Below are 17,319 nucleotides of genomic sequence, written 5' to 3'. Positions count from 1 at the left end.
TCGAACTCTTCAGGGCTCTGACCATCCTCGGTCCCCGTCCGGGCATGTTCCGAACCGTCCGCCCCCTACGTTGGGGTGATGAGCCTCCAGCACAATGCCGGGCGGGTGACGGACCCGGCCGCTCTGCCTGTCTGCCCCAACTGCGGGGCGGAGGTCTTTCCCCACGTGCGTGTGGGGCCCGAGCTCGTCGAACGCGCCTTCCTGCCCGCTGGGGACCACCTGGTGCGGTGGCTCGGCGACGCGCCCGGCGGTGCCCGCCTGCTCGTCCTGGAGATCGGTGCCGGTTTCAATACACCCGGCGTGATCCGCCTGCCCATGGAGAACCTCGTACGCCACGCCCCTGGGGCGCGCCTGGTGCGGGTCAATCCCGACCGCCCGGACGTCCCCGACGATCTCGGAGCCCGCGCCCTTTCCGTGCCGTTCGGGGCGGACAGGGTCCTCAACGCACTGACTGGAGGCCGTGTCGGTCATGACCGAATCGAATGAACCGATGGTGGTGGTCACCGGGGCCACAGGACGCCTCGGCGGACGCGTCGCCCGCCGCCTGGCCGAGCGCGGCGTGGCGCAGAAGCTGCTGGTGCGCAGCCCCGAGCGGGCCCCGGAGCTGCCCGGCGCCACGCCGGTCCGCGGCGGCTACGGCGACCGCGACGCCGTCCTGCGTGGCCTGAGCGGCGCGAAGATCCTGTTCATGGTGTCCGCATCCGAAAGCGTCGATCGGGTCTCCCAGCACAGGGCCTTCGTGGATGCCGCAGCGGAGGCGGGCGTCGAGCACCTGGTGTACGTGTCCTTCTTCGGCGCCGCGCCCGATGCCGTGTTCACGCTGGCCCGCGACCACTTCCACACTGAAGAGCACATCCGCACCAGCGGCGTGGCGTACACCTTCCTGCGCGACAACATCTACGCCGACTTCGTTCCCGCCCTGGTCGGCGAGGACGGCGTCATCAGGGGTCCGGCCGGGCAGGGGCGGGCCGCCTTCGTCGCCCAGGACGACATCGCCGACGCGGCCGCCGCGATCCTGACCCGCCCGGCCGACCATGCAGGCAGCACCTACGACCTGACCGGGCCCCAGTCGCTGTCGCTGGACGAGGCCGCGGCCATCCTCTCCGAGGTCGAGGGCCGCACCATCAGCTACCAGCCCGAGACGGTCGAGGAGGCCTACGCCTCCCGCGCCTCCTACGGCGCCCCGCAATGGCAGCTCGACGCCTGGGTGTCCACGTACACGGCCATCGCGGCCGGCCAACTCGACGGTGTCAGCGACGCAGTGCCCCGTCTCACGGGCCACCCGGCCACGTCACTCGCCGACATCGTCCGCGCCACCCGCGGCTGAGCCCTGCCCCTTCGGCAGGCAAGTCTGTCGGTTTTTGACCATCAGGCGCCTCCTGCGGGCCGGTCATTCGCGAACTAGTTTGGACATGTCTCCCCGCACGACGCCCTCGGAACCTGTCCGGTCGGCCCCCACCCAAGGACCGAACGGCCTTGGCCGACTCCCTTGCACAGCCGGGGGTTGACCCAACCGCATGTCCGGATCCGTGAGCGCTACCGGGCCGAAGCCGCCTCGCCCGCCACGAGGTCGAGGGCGATGTCGACGAGCATGTCCTCCTGACCGCCGACCAGGCCACGCCGGCCGACCTCGAGCAGCAGAGCGCGGGCGTCGATGCCGTAGCGCTGGGCGGCGATCTCGGCGTGGCGCAAGAAGGAGGAGTACACGCCTGCGTAGCCGAGGGTGAGCGTCTCACGGTCGACCTGCACCGGGCGGTCGCGAAGTGGGCGGACCAGGTCGTCGGCGGCGTCCTGGAGGGCGAACAGGTCGCAGCGGTGCTTCCAGCCCTGCAGGTCCGCCACGGCGATGAACGCCTCGATGGGGCAGTTCCCGGCACCGGCGCCCTGCCCGGCGAGGGAGGCGTCCACTCGGGTGACGCCCTCGTCCACGGCGACGACGCTGTTGGCGACCGACAGGGAGAGGTTCTCGTGGGCATGGATGCCGATCTCGGTCGCCGGGTCGAGGACGTCGCGGTAGGCGCGGACGCGGTCGCGGACTCCGTCCATGGTGAGCCGGCCGCCGGAGTCGGTGACGTAGACGCAGTGAGCGCCGTAGGACTCCATGAGCTTGGCCTGGGCGGCGAGTTCGGCGGCCGGGGCCATGTGGCTCATCATCAGGAAGCCGGAGACGTCCATGCCCAGCTCGCGGGCCTTGGCGATGTGCTGGGCGGCGATGTCGGCCTCTGTGCAGTGGGTGGCGATGCGGACCGAGCGGACACCGAGGGCGTGAGCGCGCTCGAGTTCGGCGATGGTGCCGATGCCGGGGAGCAGGAGGGTGGTGAGGACTGCGTTCCGCACGGCGTCCGCCGCCGCCTCGATCCACTCCCAGTCGGTGTGGCTGCCCGGGCCGTAGTTGAGCGAGCCGCCCGCCAGGCCGTCGCCGTGCGCGACCTCGATCGCGTCGACGCCCGCCGCGTCGAGGGCGGCTGCGATGCGTCCCACGTCGGCGGGGTCGATGCGGTGCCGGATGGCGTGCATGCCATCGCGCAGGGTGACGTCCTGGATGTACAGGTGGCGGCTCATCGGTTGGCCTCCGCGGGAAGGGCGCTGCGTCGGGCGATCGACTCGGCGACCCGCAGGGCGGCCGATGTCATGATGTCGAGGTTGCCTGCGTAGGCCGGCAGGTAGTGGGCGGCACCCTCGACTTCGAGGAAGACCGAGATCCGGGTGGTCACCGGACCGGCGCCGTCGGGCACCAGGGTGTGCACCGGTTCGTCCTCGGTGACCGGGGTGAACTGCACCTCCTGCTTGAGGCGGTAGCCGGGCACGTACTGCGCCACCCGGTCGGCCATCTCCTTGACGGAGACGCGTACGGCGTCCTGGTCGACGTCACCGGTGAGGCAGAGCACGGTGTCGCGCATGATCAGTGGCGGCTCGGCGGGGTTGAGGATGATGATCGCCTTGCCGCGGGCGGCGCCGCCGACCGTCTCGATGGCGTGGGAGGTGGTCTCGGTGAACTCGTCGATGTTGGCGCGGGTGCCGGGCCCGGCCGACTTGGAGGCGATGGAGGCGACGATCTCCGCGTAGTGGACGTCGGTCACCGCGGATACGGCCGCGACCATGGGGATGGTCGCCTGGCCGCCGCAGGTGACCATGTTGAGGTTGTCGGCCCCTGCGTCCAGGTGCTCCTCCAGGTTGACCGGCGGCACGACGAACGGGCCGACGGCAGCGGGTGTGAGGTCGACGACCTTCTTGCCGTACGGTGCCAGCTTGCGGGCGTTGGCCAGGTGGGCCTTGGCCGAGGTGGCGTCGAAGACGATCTCGATGTCGTCGAAATGCGGCATCGCGATCAGGCCGTCGACTCCCTCGTGGGTTGTGGGGATCTTGAGGCGGGTGGCGCGGGAGAGCCCGTCGGACGCGGGATCGATTCCGACCAGGGCACCGACCTCAAGGGTCTCCGACAGCCGCAGGATTTTGATCATCAGGTCGGTACCGATGTTGCCGGAGCCGATGATGGCGACCTTGGTCTTCGTCATGCGTTGCTCTTTTCGGAGGGGGCGGCCTTTTCGGAGAAGGCGGCGGTGACCTCACCGAGCGAGCTGATCTCGGCGCGGATCCGGGTGCCGGGCGGGGCGGGGACCATGGGGCCGAGCGCGCCGGACAGCACGACCTGGCCGGCCCGCAGCGGCTCGCCGAACTCCCGTGCCGTGCGGGCCAGCCAGGCCAGCGCATTGAGCGGGTCGCCGAGGCAAGCGCCGCCGTCGCCCTCGGAGACGAGGACGTCGTCGGCATACAGCCGCATTGTCGTCTCCCGGGGTTCGAACTCGTCGAGGGTGAGCCGGTGTTCGGCGAGTACGAACAGTCCGCTGGAGGCGTTGTCCGCGACCGTGTCGGTGAGGGAGATGTCCCAGTCGGCGATGCGGCTGTCGACGATCTCCAGTGCGGCGACCGCGTGGTCGACGGCCGCGCGGACCCGCGCCGGGCCGAGGTCGCCGTCGGCCAGGTCCTCCTTCAGCACGAAGGCGATCTCCGCCTCCGCCTTGGGCTGCAGCAGCCGCCCGGACGGCACCTCGGGCAGGCCCGAGACGTCCATGTCGGCGAAGAGCACGCCGAAGTCGGGCTGGTCGACGCCCAGTTGCCGTTGCACGGCGGGTGAGGTCAGGCCGATCTTGCGGCCGACGACGACGCCACCGGTATCCCTGCGACGGCGGGTGAGTTCCTGCTGTACGGCGTAGGCGGCGGCGATGTCGTGTTCGCCGAGGAGGTCCCGTACGGGCGCCACGGGCCGGTGCTCGTCCAGGGCGGCGGCGAGCCGGGCGGCGGCCCGGGCAACCGTGTGAGCGTCAACTGGCTTGTGAGGCATGCCGGTTACCGCCACTCTGCCGTGGCCACGGCGAACCCGGCGATCCACGCGGGGATGGCTTCGTAGAAGCGGGAGGTCATCTCGTACGGGCCGGTGGCGGCGAGGGAGGCGAACGCGGCGATCCACGTTCGGACTTCATGGGCGGAGCCACCGCCCTCCTTGGCCATCCCGTCCACGGTCCAGGAGTCGAACTCCGCCAACTCGCCGCGCTCGAGGCGGTCGAGGAGACGGTTGTCCCACTCGGGGTTGATCGGGATCATCGCGGTCGACCCGGCGGCGTAGTCACGCCCGGCCTGTACGACCCGCTGCTCGCCCTTCGCGCGCTGTTCGGGGGTCGGCGGGTGGCCTTCGATGAGCGCGTCGGCGACGCGGGGCGGTGCGCCCTCCAGCACCGGTACGGGCGGGTCGTGCGAGAGCCCGCCGGAGGCGAGGAACAGCACCCGTCGGTCGAGGTCGTCCGCGGCCTGCCCCAGCGCGGTCCCGAGCGCCCTGATCCGGCTCACCGGGCCCAGCGGCGTGGCTACGCCGTTGACGAAGACGGGCACGACCGGCACTTGGTCGATGCCGCCGAAGAGGACCTCGAGGGGCTGCGCGAAGCCGTGGTCGACGGTCATCCGGGCGGAGACGGTGAGGTCGACGCCACGGTCGAGCACGCCCTGGGCCAGCGCTTTCGCGGCGGTTGTGTCGACCGACAGCGGTCCGGCGGCCGTACCGAAGTCACCCACCGCGTGGGCCTCGGTGGCCAGGCAGAACGGCGGCATCTCCTTGTAGAAGAAGCCGTTGTAGTGGTCGGGTGCGTACAACACGACCAGGTCCGGGGCGAAGGCGCGGATGAAGGTCCGCGCGGTGTCGACGGCCTCGTCGACGCGGGCCAGAACCTCCGGGTCCGGGTCGTTCTTGCCGATGAGAGGCGAGTGGGACAACCCGACGGCTGCTGCGGGCATGGGTGTTCCTTACTTCTGGAGACGGGATTCCGACGGGTGGATGACGAGTTTTCCGGTCAGTCCGCCGTCGATCATGAGCTGGAATCCCTTGTGGATGTCAGTGAGGTGAAGGGTCCGGTCGATCACCGGGCGAACGCCGGTCGCGTCGAGCATGCGCAGCATCGAGACGAGCTCCGCGCGGGTGCAGCCGGTGGAGCCGAGGATGCGTTGCTGGAGGTAGAAGACGCGGCCCAGGTCGGCCGGCGGGTTGGTGCCGCTGGTGGCGCCGGCGATGACGACCGTGCCGCCGGGCCGCAGCGACTTCAGCGAGTGCGACCAGGTCGCCTCCCCGACCGTCTCGATGACGACGTCAACCCTCTCGGGCAGCCGTTCCCCGGTGGGTACGGCAGCCCGGGCGCCCCAGTTGACCGCCTCGGCCCGCTTGTCCTCGCTGCGACTGGTGGCGTAGACGACGGCGCCCGCGGCCACGGCGAGCTTGATCGCGGCGGAGGCGACTCCGCCGCCCGCGCCCTGGACGAGAACCCGGTCGCCGGCGGTGATCCGTGCCTGGGTGAACAGCATGCGGTAGGCCGTGGTCCAGGCGACCGGCAGACAGGCGGCCTCGTCGAACGACAGCCACGCGGGCTTGGGGACCAGGTTGCGAGTGGGGACGATCAGCCACTCGGCGAACGAACCGTCGTGCTGTTCGGACAGCAGCGCGCGGTGGGGGTCCAGCGTCTCGTCGCCGCGGCCGGCGTCCGGGTCGCCGAGCACCGGGTGGACGATGACCTCGTTGCCGTCCTCGTCGTATCCGGCGGCGTCGCATCCGAGGACGATCGGGAGCCGCTCGGGCGGGTGGCCGACGCCCCGCAGGGTCCACAGGTCATGCATGTTGAGCGAGGAGGCAACGACGCGGATCCGGGACCAGCCGGGCTTCGGGTCTGGCTTCGGTACGTCGCGCAGGACCAGCCCGGAAAGTGGGTCGGAGGCGCTCTGGGAGGTAGCGATAGCGGCAAGCACAAGGTCACGGTCACCCCGACCGAGCCTTTGGCCATAGCGCCTGTGCCACGGTGCAGCACGCCCGGCGACTCGGTCGCGCCGGAACGCCGATGGCCGACGGCGAGGTCGGTTACCTGCGCCGTCGGCCGTCGTGGAAACGGGAACGAGGGTCAGTGGGGCATGTCGTCCAGGGCGGTGGCGAGGTCGGCGAGCCAGGAGGGTTCCGCGGCGAAGAGGACGACGCTGCCGCTCGGCAGGTCCGCCTCGGTGATCCGGCGAAAGCCGCCCGCCGCGAAGGTGTCCTGGGTGGCGGTGTCGTCCTCGGCCGGTGCGGCGACGACACGGCGGCAGAGCGGGTCGGCGGCGAACAGCGCGGGGACGAGGTCGCCCAGCAGCCGGCCGGCCAGATCCTGACCGGCCTCGGCGTGGTCCGGCAGGACGAGGCCGACGGAGATGTCATGGGCGCCGTACGGGTAGCAGGCACGCAGTGGATGGTGCGCGACGCGGTGCAGGCGAAGCTCGACCGGCGTGCCGCCGCCCCGAGGGGCGACGGTGTACGCGCCGAGGCCGTGACCGGAGTCGGCGGCCGGTCGCAGCGTCCAGTCGGCTCCGAGGACGGGTTCGGGTGGCGAGGGCACGTCGAGGGATGTGGTCACAGCGGGCTCACACGGTGTCGGTGACCGGCTCGGTCCCGGCCAGCCGTCGCAGTTCGGTCTTGGCGAGCTTGCCGCTGGCGTTGCGCGGCAGTTGGTCGACGAGCAGGAGCCGGGTGGGGAGCTTGTAGCGGGCGAGGTGCCGGCCCGCGAACTCCCGCACGTCCTCCAGTGTCAGCCGTGTTCCGGGCGCACAGGTGACAACGGCCTGGACGGTCTCGCCCCACTTCGGGTCGGGGACGCCGATGACGGCCGCCTCCAGGACGCCGGGGCAGGCGGCGAGGACGCGCTCCACCTCGGCCGGGTAGATGTTCTCGCCCCCGCTGATGATCATGTCCTTGAGCCGGTCGACGATGTAGTAGAAGCCGTCCTTGTCGCGGTGGGCGATGTCGCCGGTGTGGAACCAGCCGGCGTCGTCGAAGGCGGCGCGGGTCGCCTCCGGGTTGTTCCAGTAGCCGGGGGTGACGTTGGGTCCGCGCACGCAGATCTCGCCGCGGGTGTCGGCCTCGTCGATCCTGGCGCCGGTGACGGGATCGACGAGACAGATCTCGGTGTACGGCATGGGTGCGCCGGCCGAGCCCGCCTTCTCCCGCGTCAGCGCGGCGGGCAGGTACGTGGCGAAGGGTGCCGTCTCGGTGAGTCCCCAGGCCTGCTGGAGCAGGATGCCTCGCTCGGCGTAGTCGTGGATCAGCTGCGGTGGGACGGGTGCGCCCGCGACGACGGCGGACCGCAGCGTGCTCAGGTCGGCCTCGGTGAAGCCGGGCACGCGGGCGAGGGCGGCGTACATGGCGGGGACGGCGAAGAAGGTGGTCACCCGGTGCTGGACGAGGTCCTGCAGGCACTGGGCGGGGTCGAAGCCGCGGCGCAGGACGACGGTGCCGCCGCGCAGCAGGGTGCGCAGGGTGAGGGCGTTGAGGCCGCCGATGTGGAAGAGGGGGGCGACGGCCAGGTTCACGTCGTCGGAGCGGGTGTCGACCATGCTGTCGACGTTGACCGCGTTCCACCACAGGTTGCCGTGGGTGAGCATGACGCCCTTGGGGCGCCCGGTGGTGCCGGAGGTGTACATCAGGGCACCGAGGTCGTCGTCGTGCAGCGGCACCGGCTCCCGTTCCGGTCGGCCGGGGCCCAGCAGTTGCGAGAGGGGCGTCCATACGTCCGCGGACGCGACGGCGGTGGGGCAGGCTGGGTCGGTGTCGATCAGGATGTGCCGGCGGGCGGGGATGTCGCTGAGGACCGACTCCACCAGTTCGCGGTGCCCTTCCTCGACGACCACGGTGTGGGCTCCGCTGTCGGTGAGGATGTGGCGTACCTCGTCGGCTGCGAGACGGAAGTTGACGGGGACGAAGACGGCCCCCAGGTGGGCGGCGGCGAACAGCGTGTGGAAGAAGGCGACGCTGTTGAAGCCGAGGTAGGCGATCCGGTCGCCGCGGCGCAGCCCCTGCTCGGCGAGTCCGGTGGCCAGCTCGACCGCGGTGCGGCTGAGCTGGGCAGCCGCAAACTCCTGCTCCTCGTAGAGGAGGGCCGTGGGCGTGGGGTACTTGGCTCTGCGGTGCAGTGCGGCTGCGGGACTGATGTCTACGGCGGCCATGGCGGCGGCTCCTTCGATGGCTGTCGTACGGGAGGCGGAGGGTTCTACAGGCCGGCGCCGCCGGCAGCGGTGCGGAAGCCGCGCACGGCGATGCCGCCGTCGGCGGGGATGACGGCTCCGGTCACGGTGGCGCTGTTGGCGCGGGAGGCGAGCAGGACGTAGGGGCCGGTGAAGTCTGCGGGCTCGACACTGGAGTCGTACAGGGGGATGAGGGGCTGCTGCTCGCGGCCGGAGGCTTCGTTCTTGGCGAAGGATGCCTCCAGGGTGCGGTCCTGCAGACCCAGGCTCTCGGGTCCGCGCAGCTTGGTGCGCATGCCGCCGGTGGCGACACCGTTGACGCGGACCTTCGGGGCGAGCTCGTAGGCGAACTGGCGGAGCAGGCCGAGGCAGGCGTGCTTGCCGGCGGTGTAGAGGGAGCCGCCGCCGTCGGTGTGGAAGGAGGCGTTGGACAGGGTCATCACGATGCTCCCCCGCGTGCGGACCAGCTCGCGCCAGGCTGCCTCCACGGCCAGGAGGTAGCCCTTGACGTTGATGCCGAAGATTTCGTCGAACGCCTCGGAGAGCTCCTTGCCGCTCAGCCGGGTGACGCTGCGGTGGTAGTCCCAGATTCCGGCGTTCGGGACGAGGATGTCCAGCTTGCCGAAGCGGTCGACGGTGGTCTCGACGGCGTGGTGGAGGTCCTCCGGGGAGCGCACGTCACCAGGAATGGTCAGCACGCCGTCCGGGAAGTCGTCCAGTTGCCGGGTGTCGCGGTCCAGTACGGCGACGCGCGCGCCCTCGGCGAGGTAGCGCAGGGCGACGGCGCGGCCGATGCCCGAGCCGCCGCCGGTGATCAGGGCGACGTCGCCCTCCAGCCAGCCGCCCATCAGCGCGCTCCGAGGAAGTCGGTGACCAGGCGCTCGAACTCGGCCTGCCGCTCCAGCTGCACCCAGTGGCCGCAGCCGCCGAAGACGTGCAGCTGGACGTCGCGGATCTGCTTGAGCATGAGCTGGGCACCGTCGAGGGTGATGGTGCGGTCGTCACGGCCCCACAGCAGCAGGGTCGGCGCCTTGATCTTGTGGACGCGCTGCCAGAGCGGGTCCATGCCGTGCCGCTTGGCGAAGGCGGCGTTGTAGGCGTGGTAGAAGGCGATGTGGGACTCGTCGAGGGAGGCCTCGTAGCGGGCCTGCGCGGTGTCGGCCCAGCGCCCCGGCTCGGCGGTCATGACGCCGATGAAGTCCCGCATCTTCTTCAGCGTCGGCCCCTCGCCGTTGTAGTAGCGGAACATGGCCTTCTGGCCCTCGGTGGGTGTCGGCCCGAAGGGCAGCCAGCCGCCGCCGGGGGCCATGAGCACCAGCTTGTCCACCCGGTCGGGGGCTTGGAGTGCGGTGGCGATGGCGGCTGCGCCGCCCAGGCTGTTGCCCAGCAGGTGGAAGCGGTCGATGCCCAGCGCGTCGAGGGTCTGCAGGAGGGCGTCGACCGTGATCTCGGTGATGCTGCGGGCGTCCAGGTCCGCCTCGGTGGGCCGGTAACTGCCACCGAAGCCGGGCTGGTCCGGGAGTACGACACGGAAGTGCCGCGTCAGCGCCGGTAGGTTCTGGTGGTAGTTGGCCACCGCGCTCGCGCCGGGCCCGCCGCCGTGCAGCATCACCAGCACCGGTCCCTGGCCGGCCTCGCTGACCGCGACGGTCCCGAGCGTCGTCTGCACGGTGTGCTCGACGAGCTTGGGCTGTTCAGTCTGGGCTGTGGTCACGTGGGTCTCCGGTCGGTCACAGGAAGGTGCTGACGTTCTTGGCGAGCAGGACGTTCTGGTCGAGCAGGATCGTGCGGCGGGCGATCAGCAGGCCGCCGTCCTCGGTGCGGCGCAGGACGTCGGTGCGGCCGCCGGCGTAGATGTCGACCTCGCGCTCCAAGCGGTTGCGGTAGCAGAGGAAGGCCGACTCCGCGAGGTACTCGCCGGGTTCGTCGGCCGCCCGGACCAGCACGTTGGTGATCAGGTGCCGGGTGCGGGAGGGCGGGTCCTCGGCCCAGGCCATGCCGGAGTCGAAGCGGCGGATCCGCCAGGCCAGGCTCGCCTTGGTCTCGTCGAAGATCGCCACCTCGCCGGGCGAGCCGTCGGCCAGGGCCTGCTGGCGGCGCAGCCGGTTGGTGCGCAACGGCGCCCAGTAGTGCAGGTCGTCGGCGAACAGCTCCAGCCAGTCCGCGTAGCGGTGCTGGTCGAGCAGCTGCGCCTCGGTGGCGTACAGGCGCTGCACCTCGAAGTGCAGGCGGATGTCCTCGTCGACCGCCGGTGCGGTCGTCTCCAGGGAGTGGATGCTCATCGGTGGGGTCCTCCTGCTGTCCGCGCTCGCTGTAATTCCAGCGCGGAGGGGGTGTTCCGGGGAGCGCGTGTGCCATTGGGCGGCACAGTGACGCTCCCCAAAGGGGCGCGGGGCTGCATCGATATGCGGCTCCGCCGCGCGGGCGCGACCAGCCGGATACGGCCTGCAACAGAGGGGAAAACAGAACATGGCTGCCCCTGATCGGGGTCTGGGGCGCAGCCCCGGAAACCCCTTCAGCGGAGCAGCACACGCAAGTCGACGCTCTCGTCGGCCAAACGCTCGGCGTCGACGGCGACCCCCCGGTCGATGAGACGCCGGGCACCCTTGATGTCCCGGCCTCGGTCGATCGCAGCCGCGGCCACCACCCGATCGCCCCGCAGGCCGAAGACAGTGAAAGCGCCGCCGTCAGGCGAGCCACGCCGCACTGTCCGTTCCGCGGCGGCCATCGTCCCGACCGCCTCCAGGCGTGAGCCGTGCCGGTCGGACCAGAACCAGGACGCACCGAGTTGCGGGACGGGGCGGCCGAGGATGCCGTGGGCGGCGGCCTCGCCGCCCTGCTGGGCCGCCTCCCAGTGTTCATGCCGCACGCGATGGCCGTCGAGGCGGGCCACGTCGCCGACGGCGAAGACGTTCGGGTGGGAGGTGCGCTGACCGTCCTGCACGACGATCCCGTTGTCCACGGCCAGTCCGGCGGCCTCGGCCAGTTCCGTGGCGGGCCGGATACCGATGCCGACCACCACCGTGTCCGCGGCGACGACCCCGCCGGATCCGGCGAGGTGCAGCAGAACGCCTCCGGGCCGGCGCTCGATGCGCTCGACGCCTGCTGTGATCACCTTGATGCCCTCGGCGGTGTGCCGGTCGTGCAGGGCGCGCGCGACGGTGTCGCCGACCACGGCGGTCAGTGGCACCGGTACGGGGTCGACGAGGGTGACCTGGCAGCCCAGGGCCAGGGCGACGGCCGCGGTCTCGGCGCCGATCAGCCCGGCGCCGACCACGGCCACCCGGGCACCGGGCAGCAGGCGTTCGCGCAGCCGCTCGGCGTCCTCCCAGGTGCGCAGCAGGTGTACGGCCGGATCGTCGCCGCCGGGGACGGGCAGCGCACGCGGCGTGCCGCCTGTGGCCAGGACGATCCGGTCGGCCACGGTCACGCAGCCGTCGCCAAGCTCGATCCCGCCCTGGTCCGGGCGGATCGCCCGCACCTGGGCGCCCTCGCGCAGATCGACGCGCTGCTCCTCGTACCACCGCTCCGGACGAAGCAGGACGTCCTCGCGCCGGGCCTTGCCCAGCAGTGCGTCCTTGCTCAGCGGCGGACGGTCGTACGGCAGCCCGTGCTCGGCGGAGTACACCACCAGCTCCCCGTCGTAGCCCTGGGCGCGCAGGGCGTCGCAGGCCGAGACGGCGGCCAGGCCCGCGCCCACGACGGCGATGCGCCGCAGGTCGCTCATGCGCCGGTCTCCTGGCCGGGGTGCAGCCAGATGCCGCCGTCGCGGACCTCGAGGCGGTGGGTGCGCGCCGCGACGGTGGCGGGCATGCACTGCGGCTTGCCGGACTTCAGGCAGAAGCGGGCGCTGTGCAGCGGGCACTCGACCTCGCCGTCCTCGATCCAGCCGTCGGAGAGGGAGGCCTGGCCGTGGGAGCAGGTGTCGTCGAGGGCGTAGTAGGCGCCGGCATCGTGGAAGACGGCGATGGCGTCGGTGTGGCCGGTGGTCTCGGCGGGCACCTTCAGCGCCTCGCCCTCCTCGATGTCGCCCACCTCGGCGACGCGGATACCGGTGCTGGTGGTGCTCATGGAGTGTCCTTGTCCGTGACGTTCTCGTGCCAGGCGGGCGTGTTCATCAGGTCGCGCCAGCGGGCGTAGAAGCCGCGCGCGGCACCGTCGCTGTAGAGGCGGCCGGTGGTGCCGGGATGGATGCCGTCCTCGGTCTGAAGTCCCAGGCCCATCTGGTAGTTGAGGGTCATGGAGCCGGCCACGAAGCCGTGGGCGGTGGCCTGGCACTCGCTCCAGTTCTCGCCGTCGTCCTGCTCGAAGATGCCGGTCGGCCCGAACGTGCGCAGGTTGTAGAGGCGTTGGGCGTCCTTGACCTCGTCCGGCATCGACGTGTCGACGATCGTCCAGGCCCAGACCTCCATCCTGTCCGGGCCCTTGGGGTGCCAGACGCGGATGGAGCCGTTGACCGGCAGATAGGAGAAGTTGGGGAAGACCGTGGCGTGACCGGTGGTCATCGGCCCCTCGACACGGGCGTCACCCAGCCGCTCGCGCAGGGCCTCGTAGTCGTAGTAGCCGTGCACGATGCGGTCGTCGAAACGGCTCTTGGGATGGGTGGGGAAGCCGGCGCCGTGACCGAGCGGATCGGTGTACTGCCGTCCCGGGGTCTGCACGATCTCCGTCTTGGGTCCCTTTCCGGAGGGCGACATCACCATCAGCGCCGAGGCGTGCGAGATGTTGACGTGGTACCAGTCGGAGGCGAACTGCTCGGCGGCCAGCTTCCAGTTGCCCTCCAGCACCCACTTGTGCACCCCGCCGACGACCTCGGTGCCCTCCGGATCGCGCTCCAGCATGGCGTCCATGTACCAGGTCATCCCGCCCAGCGCCTCGACGAGCGGCGGGGCGTCGGGGTTCCAGGTCGCGAAGACGAGTCCCTTGTACGTGTCGAGCTGGGCGACCTCGATCAGTCCCCACCGGTCCTGGTCGAAGTGGGCCGGATAGTCCTCGCCGTTGGGTACGTTGACCAGCTTGCCGGAGGTGTCGTACGACCAGCCGTGGTAGCTGCACGTGAACGCCTTCGTCGCCCCGGCATCCGCGCGGCAGACCCGCATGCCGCGGTGCCGGCAGGCGTTGAGGAAGGCCCGCAGCCTGCGGTCGCGGCCCAGGGTGACGATGACGGGGTCCTCACCCATGTACGTGGTGAAGAAGTCACCCGGCTTGGTGAACTGGCTCTCGTGCGCGAGGAACAGCCAACTCGGGGCGAACACACGGCGCAGCTCCTGACGGTAGAGGCCGCTGTCGCTGAAGATCGTCCGGTCGACCAGGCCCCGGTCCAGGTCGAAGTACGCGCCGACCTCGACGGACGGCTCACGGACGCCGGCCAGGCGGTCCGCCGGGCGCACGGGTGTGGATGTCATCGGTGGGCCTCCCCCGCGTCCCGCACGCCGTACGCGTCGTCGGCGACGGTGGCCGGGGCTGCGGTGTCGTGTCGCTGCATGGGCACAGGAGACGTCGTCGGGCCACGCCCTGCCCAGCTGCCGTGCCGGGATGTGGAACGGCACCGACGACGAGTCCGCCGTATCGAGCCCACGGCTCCCACCCCGTTTACAACCCGCAGACTGTCACCTAGATTGGACATGCGTCCATTTTAATGGCCCCGACTGATAGCCCCCGGAGCCCGTCATGCCAGTCCCCTCGCCTCCTCCGCACTCCCCGGCGCCCGCCCCCGGCGACGAACCGGACACCGCACCGGAACAGCAGACCGCGGTCGACAAGGCGCTCATCCTTCTGAAGTCACTCGCCGAGCTGGACGGCGAGATCGGCGTCAGCGAGCTGGCCCGCCGCACCCGGATGAGCAAGTCGACGACCTTCCGGCTGCTGGGCATCCTCCAGCGCAACAACCTCGTCGACCGCGTCGGAAGCGACTACCGGCTGGGCGCACAGCTCTTCGACATCGGCAGCCGCGCCTACGGCCCCACTCCCCCGCTGCTCCAGGAGCGGTTGCTGCCGCACCTGGCGGACCTGTACGAACTGACCCACGAGACCGTGCACCTCGCCGTGCTGCACGGCACGGACATCGTCTATGTCAACAAGCTCCACGGTCATCGAGCGGCCCGCTCACCCTCCCGGATCGGCGCCCGTCTGCCCGCCTACTGCACGGGTGTCGGCAAGGCCCTCCTGGCGTTCGACCACGACGCCGCGGAGGCGGCCGTCGCGGCGGGGCTGACCGCCCGAACCGAGTACACCCTCGCCGACGCCGACCGCTTCCGGGCCGAGCTGCGACGCATCCGCCGGGAGGGCATCGCTTACGACCGCCAGGAAGCCGTCATCGGCCTCACCTGCGTCGCCGTGCCGATCATGGGAGCGGCCGGTCGCCCTGTGGCGGCCCTCTCCATCGCGGGGGCTGACCGACGCTTCGACCCCGCCCGATTCGCCCCGGCTCTGCGCCGCGTGGCGTACGAAGCGGGCCGGGCAGTCACCTTGGCCAGGACGCGGCAGACGGTACCGGCCGGGATCGGCGGCCCAACGGCGGCCTGACCCTCCGCGGAGTCGGTTCGCGAGGGCCCTGCCTCCCCCGACGACCTCAGTGCCGCTCGCCGCCATGGGTGCGCACAACGGTCGTACCGCTGGTCCCGGGCTGCACCCGCGGCACACTGACCACGATGTGCACCAGGCTCTGGCCGTCCAGCGACTCGTACACGTGCGGGCGGTCCCCCGGATAGCGCACGAAGTCGCCGGCCGACAATTCCACCGGACTGTCGGCCGGTCCCACGCGCACCCGGCCACTGATCACGTACAGGTGCTCCAGGGTGCCCACCGGGTGCGGCTCGGACGCCTTCCCCGCACCCTCATGCTCCCGGCCGATGCGCACCACGTAGTTCTCGATGACACCGGATCCATAGATGTGATCCAGGGCGCGGGACTCGTAGCCCCCGTGCCGCTCCCAGACGCCCTCGTCGCCCCGCTGCACGGTCATCACCTGTTCGCGCTCCGCCACCAGCCTGGTGACCGGCACACCGAGCGCCGCCGCGATGGAGAACAGGGTGTCCACCGTGGGGTTGCCCGTTCCCTGCTCCAGGTTCGACAGGGTCTGCTTCGCCAGCCCCGCCTGCCGGGCCAGTTCGGCCAGGGACAGACCACGCTGCTCTCTGAGAAGGCGCACATTGCGCGCCACCACGGTGTTTCCTGAGGACACGCCACCACTCTAGGCCCGGGTCGGAAAGCGGCGGACTCCGGTCACGGCACGCACTCCGGCGAATCACGCGCATCGCGGCTGCCTTCGGTGTGCCGTAGAGCGGCACGCCCGCTGTGCGCTGCTCCCGGCCACAGGTCACCTTTCTGCGCACCCAGTCAGCGCTGTGGCGTGGATCACCGGCATTCGACGCCACAGTCCAACCGGAAGCGAGCCGCTCCATGTCCGAAACCGCCCAACAGCTCAGACGCCCCGGCACAGCTTCGAGCGACAAGAGCACGGTGTCTCGGGTCGCCCTCGCGAGCCTGATCGGCACAACCGTCGAGTACTACGACTTCGCGGTGTACGGCACCGCCGCCGCACTCGTCCTCGGCCCGGCCTTCTTCCCGTCCGGCAACGCCACGCTCCAGACCCTCGCCGCGTTCCTCACCTTCACCGCCGCGTTCCTGGCCCGCCCCGTGGGCGTGGTGCTGTTCGGCACCATCGGTGACCGGCTCGGTCGCAAGCGTGCGCTGGTTGTCTCGCTCCTCCTGATGGGCGTGGCGACGGTGGGCGTCGGACTGCTTCCGACGTACGAGAGCGCCGGACTTCTCGCCCCCGTCCTGCTGGTGACGCTCCGCCTCCTGCAGGGCGTCAGCCTGGGCGGTGAGTGGGGCGGCGCGGTGCTGCTGGCCGCCGAACACGCACCCCCGGGGCGCCGGGCCATGTTCGCCTCGATCCCCCAGGTCGGCCCCTTGCTCGGCTTCCTGCTGTCCAGCGCCGTCATTCTGCCCACCCTCTCCATCGCCGGCCGCGACGGCTTCGCAGCCGGAGCATGGCGGGTGCCCTTCCTGCTGAGCGCCGTGCTGATCGTCATGGGCCTCTGGGTGCGTACGAAGGTCACCGAGTCACCGGTGTTCTCCGAAGCCGGACGTACCGCGAGTGGCGCGTCCCGATTCCCGCTCGGCACGCTGATCAAGGAACACCCCGGCCGGATCCTGCTGGGAATAGGCGCGGGGATCGGCGGCTCGTCGGTCTACTACCTGACGATCGTCTACAGCCTCTCGTACGGTCCGAAGGCCCTCGGCATCCCCCAGACCACGATGCTGACCGCCGCGAGCGTGGGAGCCGTCGCTGCCGCCGCCGTCACCGTCCCGGCGGCCCGGCTGGCCGACCGGGTGGGCAGACGGCCGGTGATTCTGACAGGCGCGATCGGATGCGTGGTGTGGGCACTGCCCATGTTCGCGGCGCTGAACACCCACAACGGGCTCGTCATAGCGGGGGCGTTCACGGTCGGCCTCGCCCTCTTCTCACTGATGTTCGCGCCGATCGCGGCCTTCCTGCCCGAGCTGTTCCCCGCCCGCCTGCGCTACACCGGCGCGTCCGCCACGTTCATCCTCGCCAACACGCTCGGCGGCGGCTTCGCTCCACTCGTGGCCACCTGGTTGAACAGCCACTGGGCGTCGCCGCTGGTGCTGGGGCTGTACGCGGGCGGGATGTGCCTGGTCAGCCTGGTCTGTGTCCTGGCTCTGCCGGAGACGCGGGACGGAACGTTCGACGCCTGACGGGCAGCGGTGGCCGCCTCGTTCCGGGCGGCCACCCGGCATCGTCTGGTCCGCCCGGTGAGCCGAACGAAA

Annotated in this window: 18 protein-coding genes; 4 read left to right on the top strand and 14 right to left on the bottom strand. The window is 71.0% G+C overall.

What is annotated here, in order from left to right; genetic code table 11:
* Window positions 1-78: 78 nt before the first annotated feature.
* Both ABZO29_RS43145 and ABZO29_RS43140 read left to right on the top strand, forming a co-directional pair.
* Complete coding sequence (locus ABZO29_RS43145) at window positions 79-486, top strand: hypothetical protein (protein ID WP_367325662.1); 408 nt, start codon at window positions 79-81, stop codon at window positions 484-486.
* Window positions 470-1,327 carry an SDR family oxidoreductase gene (locus ABZO29_RS43140; RefSeq protein ID WP_367325661.1) on the top strand — a complete coding sequence of 286 codons (858 nt, stop codon included), beginning with the start codon at window positions 470-472 and terminating at the stop codon, window positions 1,325-1,327. The genes ABZO29_RS43145 and ABZO29_RS43140 overlap by 17 nt, the downstream gene beginning before the upstream one ends.
* Window positions 1,328-1,536: 209 nt before the next feature.
* On the opposite strand, the gene dmpG is transcribed toward ABZO29_RS43140, so the two are convergent.
* The 13 genes from dmpG to ABZO29_RS43075 all read right to left on the bottom strand — a co-directional run bounded on the left by dmpG (window position 1,537) and on the right by ABZO29_RS43075 (window position 13,928).
* Window positions 1,537-2,562: a 4-hydroxy-2-oxovalerate aldolase gene (dmpG, locus tag ABZO29_RS43135; protein ID WP_367325660.1), complete on the bottom strand. Its 1,026-nt coding sequence runs from the start codon at window positions 2,560-2,562 to the stop codon at window positions 1,537-1,539.
* Complete coding sequence (locus tag ABZO29_RS43130; RefSeq protein WP_367325659.1) at window positions 2,559-3,515, bottom strand: acetaldehyde dehydrogenase (acetylating); 957 nt, start codon at window positions 3,513-3,515, stop codon at window positions 2,559-2,561. Before ABZO29_RS43130 ends, dmpG begins: the two co-directional genes overlap by 4 nt.
* The gene (locus ABZO29_RS43125; RefSeq protein ID WP_367325658.1) at window positions 3,512-4,342 is read right to left on the bottom strand and encodes a 2-keto-4-pentenoate hydratase; all 831 of its coding nucleotides are present in this window, start codon (window positions 4,340-4,342) and stop codon (window positions 3,512-3,514) included. Before ABZO29_RS43125 ends, ABZO29_RS43130 begins: the two co-directional genes overlap by 4 nt.
* A 5-nt stretch (window positions 4,343-4,347) precedes the next feature.
* Window positions 4,348-5,286, bottom strand: coding sequence for a 3-carboxyethylcatechol 2,3-dioxygenase (locus tag ABZO29_RS43120; protein WP_367325657.1), 939 nt, complete (start codon window positions 5,284-5,286; stop codon window positions 4,348-4,350).
* A gap of 9 nt (window positions 5,287-5,295) precedes the next feature.
* On the bottom strand, window positions 5,296-6,285 hold the full coding sequence (locus ABZO29_RS43115) for a zinc-binding dehydrogenase (protein WP_367325656.1): 990 nt from the start codon (window positions 6,283-6,285) through the stop codon (window positions 5,296-5,298).
* 149 nt (window positions 6,286-6,434) lie between these two features.
* Entirely contained in the window at window positions 6,435-6,920 is a 486-nt protein-coding gene (locus ABZO29_RS43110; RefSeq protein ID WP_367325655.1) for a GNAT family N-acetyltransferase, read from the bottom strand.
* A 7-nt stretch (window positions 6,921-6,927) separates the two neighbouring features.
* Window positions 6,928-8,505, bottom strand: coding sequence for a long-chain fatty acid--CoA ligase (locus tag ABZO29_RS43105; RefSeq protein ID WP_367325654.1), 1,578 nt, complete (start codon window positions 8,503-8,505; stop codon window positions 6,928-6,930).
* A 44-nt stretch (window positions 8,506-8,549) separates the two neighbouring features.
* Window positions 8,550-9,371: a 3-(cis-5,6-dihydroxycyclohexa-1,3-dien-1-yl)propanoate dehydrogenase gene (gene hcaB, locus ABZO29_RS43100; protein ID WP_367325653.1), complete on the bottom strand. Its 822-nt coding sequence runs from the start codon at window positions 9,369-9,371 to the stop codon at window positions 8,550-8,552.
* Window positions 9,371-10,237 carry an alpha/beta fold hydrolase gene (locus ABZO29_RS43095; RefSeq protein WP_367325652.1) on the bottom strand — a complete coding sequence of 289 codons (867 nt, stop codon included), beginning with the start codon at window positions 10,235-10,237 and terminating at the stop codon, window positions 9,371-9,373. Before ABZO29_RS43095 ends, hcaB begins: the two co-directional genes overlap by 1 nt.
* Before the next feature lie 16 nt (window positions 10,238-10,253).
* Window positions 10,254-10,805: a 3-phenylpropionate/cinnamic acid dioxygenase subunit beta gene (locus ABZO29_RS43090; RefSeq protein ID WP_367325651.1), complete on the bottom strand. Its 552-nt coding sequence runs from the start codon at window positions 10,803-10,805 to the stop codon at window positions 10,254-10,256.
* Between the two features lie 233 nt (window positions 10,806-11,038).
* The gene (locus ABZO29_RS43085; protein WP_367325650.1) at window positions 11,039-12,250 is read right to left on the bottom strand and encodes an NAD(P)/FAD-dependent oxidoreductase; all 1,212 of its coding nucleotides are present in this window, start codon (window positions 12,248-12,250) and stop codon (window positions 11,039-11,041) included.
* Window positions 12,247-12,594 carry a bifunctional 3-phenylpropionate/cinnamic acid dioxygenase ferredoxin subunit gene (locus tag ABZO29_RS43080; protein WP_367325649.1) on the bottom strand — a complete coding sequence of 116 codons (348 nt, stop codon included), beginning with the start codon at window positions 12,592-12,594 and terminating at the stop codon, window positions 12,247-12,249. Before ABZO29_RS43080 ends, ABZO29_RS43085 begins: the two co-directional genes overlap by 4 nt.
* Complete coding sequence (locus tag ABZO29_RS43075) at window positions 12,591-13,928, bottom strand: aromatic ring-hydroxylating dioxygenase subunit alpha (RefSeq protein ID WP_367325648.1); 1,338 nt, start codon at window positions 13,926-13,928, stop codon at window positions 12,591-12,593. Before ABZO29_RS43075 ends, ABZO29_RS43080 begins: the two co-directional genes overlap by 4 nt.
* A 265-nt stretch (window positions 13,929-14,193) precedes the next feature.
* Here ABZO29_RS43075 and ABZO29_RS43070 point away from each other — a divergent pair, with 265 nt between their 5' ends.
* Window positions 14,194-15,048 carry an IclR family transcriptional regulator gene (locus ABZO29_RS43070; protein ID WP_367325647.1) on the top strand — a complete coding sequence of 285 codons (855 nt, stop codon included), beginning with the start codon at window positions 14,194-14,196 and terminating at the stop codon, window positions 15,046-15,048.
* A 46-nt stretch (window positions 15,049-15,094) separates the two neighbouring features.
* On the opposite strand, the gene ABZO29_RS43065 is transcribed toward ABZO29_RS43070, so the two are convergent.
* Window positions 15,095-15,706 carry a helix-turn-helix domain-containing protein gene (locus ABZO29_RS43065; RefSeq protein ID WP_367325646.1) on the bottom strand — a complete coding sequence of 204 codons (612 nt, stop codon included), beginning with the start codon at window positions 15,704-15,706 and terminating at the stop codon, window positions 15,095-15,097.
* 218 nt (window positions 15,707-15,924) lie between these two features.
* Between ABZO29_RS43065 and ABZO29_RS43060 the strand changes: the two genes are divergently transcribed.
* Window positions 15,925-17,247 (top strand): MFS transporter, encoded by a 1,323-nt coding sequence (locus tag ABZO29_RS43060; protein WP_367325645.1) that lies wholly within the window; start codon window positions 15,925-15,927, stop codon window positions 17,245-17,247.
* Window positions 17,248-17,319: the final 72 nt, after the last annotated feature.

The organism is Streptomyces sp. HUAS ZL42, from assembly GCF_040782645.1.
Lineage (GTDB): Bacteria > Actinomycetota > Actinomycetes > Streptomycetales > Streptomycetaceae > Streptomyces.
Note: the sequence above shows the minus strand (reverse complement) of the source record. Positions and strands in the feature narration are given on the sequence as shown.

Bases quoted from the DNA above. Each gene is read 5' to 3' on its own strand.
- ABZO29_RS43070 (WP_367325647.1), top strand. From the start codon at position 14,194: ATGCCAGTCCCCTCGCCTCCTCCGCACTCCCCGGCGCCCGCCCCCGGC.
- ABZO29_RS43060 (WP_367325645.1), top strand. From the start codon at position 15,925: ATGTCCGAAACCGCCCAACAGCTCAGACGCCCCGGCACAGCTTCGAGC.
- ABZO29_RS43145 (WP_367325662.1), top strand. From the start codon at position 79: ATGAGCCTCCAGCACAATGCCGGGCGGGTGACGGACCCGGCCGCTCTG.
- ABZO29_RS43120 (WP_367325657.1), bottom strand. From the start codon at position 5,286: ATGCCCGCAGCAGCCGTCGGGTTGTCCCACTCGCCTCTCATCGGCAAG.
- ABZO29_RS43080 (WP_367325649.1), bottom strand. From the start codon at position 12,594: ATGAGCACCACCAGCACCGGTATCCGCGTCGCCGAGGTGGGCGACATC.
- ABZO29_RS43125 (WP_367325658.1), bottom strand. From the start codon at position 4,342: ATGCCTCACAAGCCAGTTGACGCTCACACGGTTGCCCGGGCCGCCGCC.
- ABZO29_RS43130 (WP_367325659.1), bottom strand. From the start codon at position 3,515: ATGACGAAGACCAAGGTCGCCATCATCGGCTCCGGCAACATCGGTACC.
- ABZO29_RS43075 (WP_367325648.1), bottom strand. From the start codon at position 13,928: ATGACATCCACACCCGTGCGCCCGGCGGACCGCCTGGCCGGCGTCCGT.
- dmpG (WP_367325660.1), bottom strand. From the start codon at position 2,562: ATGAGCCGCCACCTGTACATCCAGGACGTCACCCTGCGCGATGGCATG.
- ABZO29_RS43140 (WP_367325661.1), top strand. From the start codon at position 470: ATGACCGAATCGAATGAACCGATGGTGGTGGTCACCGGGGCCACAGGA.
- hcaB (WP_367325653.1), bottom strand. From the start codon at position 9,371: ATGGGCGGCTGGCTGGAGGGCGACGTCGCCCTGATCACCGGCGGCGGC.
- ABZO29_RS43105 (WP_367325654.1), bottom strand. From the start codon at position 8,505: ATGGCCGCCGTAGACATCAGTCCCGCAGCCGCACTGCACCGCAGAGCC.
- ABZO29_RS43090 (WP_367325651.1), bottom strand. From the start codon at position 10,805: ATGAGCATCCACTCCCTGGAGACGACCGCACCGGCGGTCGACGAGGAC.
- ABZO29_RS43085 (WP_367325650.1), bottom strand. From the start codon at position 12,250: ATGAGCGACCTGCGGCGCATCGCCGTCGTGGGCGCGGGCCTGGCCGCC.